Origin of the sequence: Francisella noatunensis subsp. noatunensis (assembly GCF_009823375.1) — a bacterium.
Lineage (GTDB): Bacteria > Pseudomonadota > Gammaproteobacteria > Francisellales > Francisellaceae > Francisella > Francisella noatunensis.
The window spans coordinates 1-7,220 of the sequence record NZ_WBSX01000094.1; the positions used below are offsets into that span (position 1 = coordinate 1).

A 7,220-nucleotide genomic window follows, 5' to 3' on the forward strand; every position below is an offset into this window, starting at 1 on the left:
TAGCTTTTTAACTTTACAGGATAGCTTATGATTATTTGAAGTTCTGCGGCTTTGATATAGCTTCTGTGCTATCTCAGCATTATAGTCACTATTTATACTAGTGCGATTAAGTTCCTTTTTTATAGCTCTTTCACTATAGCCAATTTTATTGGCTATTTGAGATGTTTGGTATCCTAATTTAAGTAATTCTTCTATACAATATCTATTTGAAAGAGTTAAGTGCTTTGGCATTTTTTAGTTCCTTATCGTTTATTTTAGTTTCGTCAAAACCTAATAAACTATATTTGGAACTCTCTTTCAACTATTTAAAACTTTCAGAATACAATCTAGCTTTTTTAAATCCCACTCAAACTAACAGTAGTACCCTCAGCTATTAACCTACTAATATCATTAACAAACTCATACACTGAGAATGGCTTTCGAAAATATTCAAACTTAGCATCAACATCATCTAGAGATACTTTTATCTCTAAGACATTTTCTCTTTGAATATCAGTAGTAGCTATATTTTTCTTGAGATTATCTAATACTTTTTTTAGGTTAGTTGAATTTACATTTTGACTTCTTAAATTCAGCTCAACTTTACTAAAATTCTCATCAATATATTGTGATATTGGTTGTACCTTATCAACACTTAGCTTATTGCACTCTCTTTGATTATCGCGGCTAACTTTACCCTCTACTACAACCACATCATCAACTTGGATATTATCTTTAACTGCAGCAAATACATCTTCACCAACAAGACAATCTGCTCTATCAAACTCATCATCAATATTAATAATATATAAAACTCTACCAGTTTTAGTTTTTCGTCTAGCTGGTGGTGTTATCATACTTGCAATAATTCTTACAGAATTACCATCCATGTTTGGTTTTTGAATTTTCTCAAGATCACTAAAGCTAACATGATTACGCCAATGACTTTCACCATCAATAATATGCCCTGAGAAATACATTCCTAATGCTTTTTTCTCATTAATCAAAAGCTCTCTAAGATTCCACTCTTCTACAATACACTCTCTTTCAAGCTCTGTATCAGTATCACTCTCTTGTTCTGTAAAACCGAATAAATCATTTTGCCCAGCAGCAGCCATATCATTTACATAACCAGCATTTTTAATAGCTTTTTCAATAGAATTGAAAGTTGTTGCTCTATTTCTAGAGATATCCTTAATAGCTCCTGCAAAACATAGTGCTTCGAGTGCTTTTTTATTAACCTTACGCAAGTCCACTCTACGAGTTAAGTCAAAAATAGAACTAAACTCACCACCTTCCTCACGCTCATTAAGTATACTTTTGATCGCTTCACTACCTAGACCTTTGATAGCTCCTAGGCCCAATAAGATTGTTCCTTTTGAAGCTGCAATACAGTCATAGACACTCTTATTTACATTTGTCGCTAAAACTGTGATACCCATATTCTTAGCATCTAAAATAAATTTAACCAACTGATCTGTATTGCCCATATCCCCTGACATAAGAGCAGCCATATATTCATCAGGATAATGAGCTTTTAACCAAGCCGTTTGATAAGCAATCAACGCATAAGCCGCAGCATGAGATTTGTTGAAACCATAACCAGCAAAGGCTTCCATTTGGTCAAATATCTCATCAGCAAGACCAGCTTCAATATCGTGATATTTAGCAGCACCTTCTTTAAAGATTTTACGCTGCTGCGCCATTTCTTCTGGCTTTTTCTTACCCATTGCTCGACGCAATAAATCTGCTCCACCTAGAGTATAACCAGCTAGCTTCTGCGCCATTTGCATTACTTGCTCTTGATAAACTGGTATACCATAAGTCTCTCTAAGCACTTCTTCTAGTAATGGGTGTAAATAAATAGTTTGCTTTCTGCCGTGTTTACGATCTACGAATGTTGGAATATTCTCCATCGGACCAGGACGATATAGGGCTACTAGGGCGATAATCTCCTCAAAATTTGAAGTGCCAAGATCTTTGACAATCTGTTGCATCCCTTGTGACTCTAGCTGGAATATACCGATAGTTTTACCAGCCTGTAGTAGTTTAAATGTCTTTTCATCATCAAGAGGAATATCAGAGATATCTAGAGATGCTTGATTAGTTGGTCTTTTAGCATTGATACTTGCAATAGCATTTTTGATGATTGTTAAGTTTTTCAGTCCCAAGAAGTCAAACTTCACAAGACCAACATCTTCAACATCGCCCTTATCAAATTGGGTAACTATATCTCCACCTTTATCTTCACAATATACAGGTGCAAAATCTGATATCACGGTTGGCGATATCACAATACCAGCGGCATGCTTGCCTAAACTTCGTGGTAAACCCTCCAACTTTTGAGCTTTTTCAACAATCTCAGCGACTTCTTCATCTGCCTGCATTTCATCGTATAGAGGCTCACCTTCATGAAGAATCTTCTTAAATGTTGTCCCAGGCGTTTCTGGTATTAGCTTAGCAATCCTATCTCCAAAACCAAAACTCTGTCCCATTACACGCACTACATCTCGCACGACACCTTTGGCAGCCATAGTACCGTAAGTGATAATTTGCCCAACACTTTGTTTGCCATATTTCTGCTCTACATATTTGATAACTCTATCTCGACCCTGGATACAGAAATCAATATCAAAATCTGGCATCGATACCCTTTCAGGATTCAAAAATCTCTCAAAAAGCAACCCATACGGTAAAGGATCTATATCGGTAATAAGCAGTGAATAAGCTACTAATGAACCAGCACCAGAACCACGCCCTGGACCTACTGGAATATCATTCTCTTTTGACCATCTAATAAAATCTTCAACTATCAAGAAATAACCAGGAAAACCCATATCACAAATGATATCAATCTCACGTTGTAGTCTATCTTTGTAAACTTTTATAATATGCTCATGTTTATCAGCTGGTCTATTTCCTAAAATTTTTGCTAAACGTTTATCTAAACCCTTATAGCATAGCTTTGAAAAGTATTCTCTCTCTGTCAAATTATCTGGAATATCTACCGTTGGCAAACATGGTTTACCTAGATCAAATGTTACATTACACCTTTTTGCTATTGCTAAAGTATTTTCTAACAACACTAGTAACTCTGAGAAAGTTTGATACATTTCATCAGCTGACTTTAAATACTGTTCTCTTGTAAATTTAGATTTACGCGACTCATCAAGGATCGTTGTTTTTTCATTGATACAAGCTCTGATTTCATGAATATCATAATCATCTGACTCCATAAATACCGTCAAGTTTGTCGCTACTGCTATGAGATTATGCTCACTTGCAAATTCAAGTGCTTTCTCGTTGTATAAGCCCTCATTTTCATACTCAAGTTTGTGAATTTCAATAATATAATTATCTCTACCAAAAATTGCGATATTTTCACTAATAATTTCTTCAGCCTTGATATTATCTTTAGCTAAAATAACTTTGCCTAGCTCGCCATTCTGACCACCATTTAGACAGATGATATTTGCCAAATTTATATCTTTTAGCCAGTCTTTGGGGATTAATGGTATTGAACCAAACCTATCAGCCTCTTGATATGCTTTTGAAACTAGATTAACTATATTTTGATAACCTTGATTATTTTCTGCTAATAGTACTAAATCACATACGCCAAATTCTGTATCAATCTTTAGCTCTACGCCAAAGATAGGCTTAATCCCATTTGATAAAGCTTGCTTATAAAATTTAACCGCAGCAAATAAATTACACACATCGGTTAATGCTACCGCGACAATACTTTTATCTTTTGCTCGAGCAAAAAGATCTCCTAAACGAACTGTACTATCAACAACAGAATATCCTGTATGGACACGAAGATGAGAAAACATTTTAGTCACTTATTATTTATAAACTTAGCTACAAATATTACTATAAATAACATTTAAAATCATACCTCTTTGCTATAATTACTTAGTTAATACACATACTTTATAGCAATTGCTAAGGCTAAAAATAAATTGCATAGCTTTTTTCATTAATCTAAAATCTCTAAAATATTTTCTATATAAAAGTAACAATGTATATAAACAAAAAATATTCTTTACTGATACGGATTTTAAAAATACTATTTTTGGCTATCGCCATCATATCTGTAATAGCCTACGCAAAACCTTTTTTCAATGCTAAATATTTGTCTGACCAAACCTTTAAAAGTATAGAGGATCAGTCTTTAGGTCTCATAAGAAAAAATCAAGTCAGTACTTTTAACAACAAAACCCCGCGCAACTTGTTCACTAACTTTTATTATAAATCTTTGGGATCTTGGATTGGTTATCATCAATACTACTATGATGTGATAAATTGTATCTCTCCCCAAAATATTAAAGTTAATGACCATACAATTAGTGAACAAGATATCAATGTTAATAAAATGCTTGTAGCACTTCTAAAAACAAACTTTAAACTTCAAGATGTACCTAACAAAGCAACCGGTAACAAACTAGATATAACTCTAGGCACAGGTGCCGAGAAACAAACTTTCTACTTGGCAAAAAAAGAAAATGGTGATTGGTACTTTACTCAAGAGAATTTTGATAACAGTAAAACAACCGAAAAATTTACCGAATATAGACAAGAAAAGAACTTTACTATAGATTAATATAAAAGATGTCTCAATGCCTATATTATCATATATGAGATTTATTTTTGGAGTCAACCAAAGCTATCGTTTTGACATGCAAGATGCTTTTGCAACTATGGACATTCCATGGGTACCTCAAAATATTAGAGAAGGTTATGCTTCATTTGTTGCCTTTAGTATGAATAAAATATTCGAAAATGCTGATATAACCTTTAGAAATATTCCAGGAGAAGTTCTTCCAGGTAGTAATCTTGTAATGATATATACATCTCCTGAAGTTGGTAAAAGTATATACCTTGAATACGTCAAAGATACCAATACTGGTAAATATAGCTGGATATTTACCAAACAAACTTTATTAAATGCTGTTGATACATACCTAAATGATTCGATTGACTCTCCTAGAGACCCTTTAAGTTACAGTTTGCATTATACCATCTGGGAAAACATCCCTGCTCTTTTGACTGAATATAATCAATTTATATACAGTATGATTATAGGTATCATCTCACTAACGTTATTTTACATCTCTTATAAGCTAGCATTTTGTCTTCTAAGTCCAGTCTTTAGAATCCTTAGTAATATATTTGAAAACAAAGACTTCAAAACCATCAAAAAACTTAATATCGCAACATCATTGATGATATCTATGTATATTGGATATTTCTTCTTTTTTAACTCAATGATTATCTTTGTAGATACCTGTTATTATATTGATCTTGTATTTAGAATTGTGTACGGCATTGTCATTATGTTCTTATGTACAGAAATAGTGAATGTGTTGTGCTCTTTTACAATATCCTCTTACAAGAAAGTCAAAGATCCAAACAGATCAGCAAGATTTGCCTTTGCACTGATTATCGCAAACAAGATAATTAAGCTAATTATAATTCTAATTATTACAGGATTCATTATCCAAGAGCTTGGAATTGATATGATTCATTTCTTAGCAGCTCTTGGGATTGGTGGTCTTGCTATTGCTCTGGCTGGTAAAGACACAATTGAAAATCTCTTTGGCTCAATAATACTAGCTATAGAAAGACCTATAAAAATTGGTGACTGGGTAATTATAAAAGATAAAGAAGGAATAGTTGAGAAAATTGGTCTAAGAAGTACGACTATTAGAACATTTGAGGATTCGGCATTGATTATCCCTAACTATGCTTTTGTAACATCACAAATCAATAATATGGGTGAGAGGATATATAGAAGATATATGACCGCTCTTGAGGTTGATGAATCAACACCTACCGCTAAACTTAGATCCTATGTTGATGCTATCAATGAGTTAATCAAGAATACTTCACATATGAGAAAAGAAGGATATTACGTAAGAGTAAATAATCTAAAACCCGCATCTATAAAAATATTAGTTTATGTTTTCTTTATCTCTGCAGATTGGGGAGAAGAGCTAGAGCAACGAGAACAGTTCATTATGAGTATGTTAGACTTAGCTGAAGAGATTGGTGTCAAACTAGCACCATCACAAAAAATTCAGTTTGATGCTAATTATTCAGACTAAATCATACCCTAAAGTTTTTATTAAATAAGTATGAAAATAAAAAATCTTTTATTCAGCATAATTCTTTTTTTGATAGCTAACCAAGTGTTAGCAAATACTGAGCTTGATACTAATATTAAATCAGATTCCAAAAAACTTGAAAAAGATACCGAGAATTTCTATAGATTACCACCAAACTACTATAACATTAACGATCTTGACGATATAACCAAGAAGACTTTTAAACCATCAATATATGTCGCAATTAATGGCGGTTGGGGGCAACAAACCAATATGCCTAAAGGTGGTGGAACTGTCGTTGCTAACTTAGGATATAGATTTAGTGAATCTTATGCTGTGGAGTTTGTATACCAAAATTTTCTTGTTAGCTAATACAATACGACTCAGGTTAATAACTATTTTGCTGGAGCTGCAAAATACTATTACAAAATAAATAATTATGTAACCACATATGCTGCTGCCGGACTTGGAATTGGACACACAAATATTAATGGTATAGCTAATCAACGTAATGCTCCAAGTAGCTATTTAGATACAAATAATACATGGGGAGGATTTGCAGTCTTCCCAGTTGGAGTTATGTTTCCAATCAAGTACGTCGATAATCTTAGTCTAAAAGTATCTTATACCTATACAATATCATTTACTGGTGAATCACAAAACTTCGTAACATCTGGCTTACAGTATTCATTTTAAATGATTATGCTTTTTTAGATTAGGCTAAATAAATTCTCATAAAGAAGAGTTTATAATCCTCAAAACCACTATATTTCGCTGAGTTTAATATGTCAAATAACTAACAGAATAGAAATTATTATTTTCTATCTTTTTCAACCACAAAAACTATAATAATCTTCAACAGCAAAGCTAAACTAAAACTAATCCACAAAGCCAAAAGTATAAAATGATAATTCTAAAGAGCTATATAAAATTATAAAAATAAATATAATAGCTAAAATACCTAGATTATAACGCTTCTTATGGAGTTATTATCAAATCTAGTATATGGGAATTAAGCGGCATAATTTTTATCCTGTTTTATTTTGTCAACTTCATGCTCAGAAATGCCATCAATAAAAGTTACATTATTTAGCATTTCATTAATTCTCTTATAGCCATTTAATCTATGCC

General features: G+C 32.7%; 5 protein-coding genes. 3 read left to right on the plus strand and 2 right to left on the minus strand.

Annotated features, from left to right (window positions below; genetic code table 11):
* Positions 1 to 231 (minus strand): helix-turn-helix domain-containing protein (locus F8C69_RS07775; protein ID WP_159183974.1); only part of this gene is annotated, 231 nt, incomplete at its 3' end.
* Positions 232 to 335: 104 nt separating this feature from the next.
* Positions 336 to 3,815 (minus strand): DNA polymerase III subunit alpha, encoded by a 3,480-nt coding sequence (gene dnaE, locus F8C69_RS07780; protein ID WP_159184800.1) that lies wholly within the window; start codon positions 3,813 to 3,815, stop codon positions 336 to 338.
* A 242-nt stretch (positions 3,816 to 4,057) separates the two neighbouring features.
* Between dnaE and F8C69_RS10725 the strand changes: the two genes are divergently transcribed.
* From F8C69_RS10725 to F8C69_RS10730, 3 genes are all read left to right on the plus strand, one after another.
* Positions 4,058 to 4,585: a hypothetical protein gene (locus tag F8C69_RS10725; RefSeq protein WP_234393708.1), complete on the plus strand. Its 528-nt coding sequence runs from the start codon at positions 4,058 to 4,060 to the stop codon at positions 4,583 to 4,585.
* A gap of 76 nt (positions 4,586 to 4,661) precedes the next feature.
* A complete protein-coding gene (locus F8C69_RS07785) occupies positions 4,662 to 6,089 on the plus strand; it encodes a mechanosensitive ion channel family protein (protein WP_236352394.1) in 1,428 nt (475 codons plus the stop codon).
* 84 nt (positions 6,090 to 6,173) lie between these two features.
* Positions 6,174 to 6,461 (plus strand): hypothetical protein, encoded by a 288-nt coding sequence (locus F8C69_RS10730; RefSeq protein WP_236352396.1) that lies wholly within the window; start codon positions 6,174 to 6,176, stop codon positions 6,459 to 6,461.
* The last annotated feature ends 759 nt before the right edge of the window (positions 6,462 to 7,220 follow it).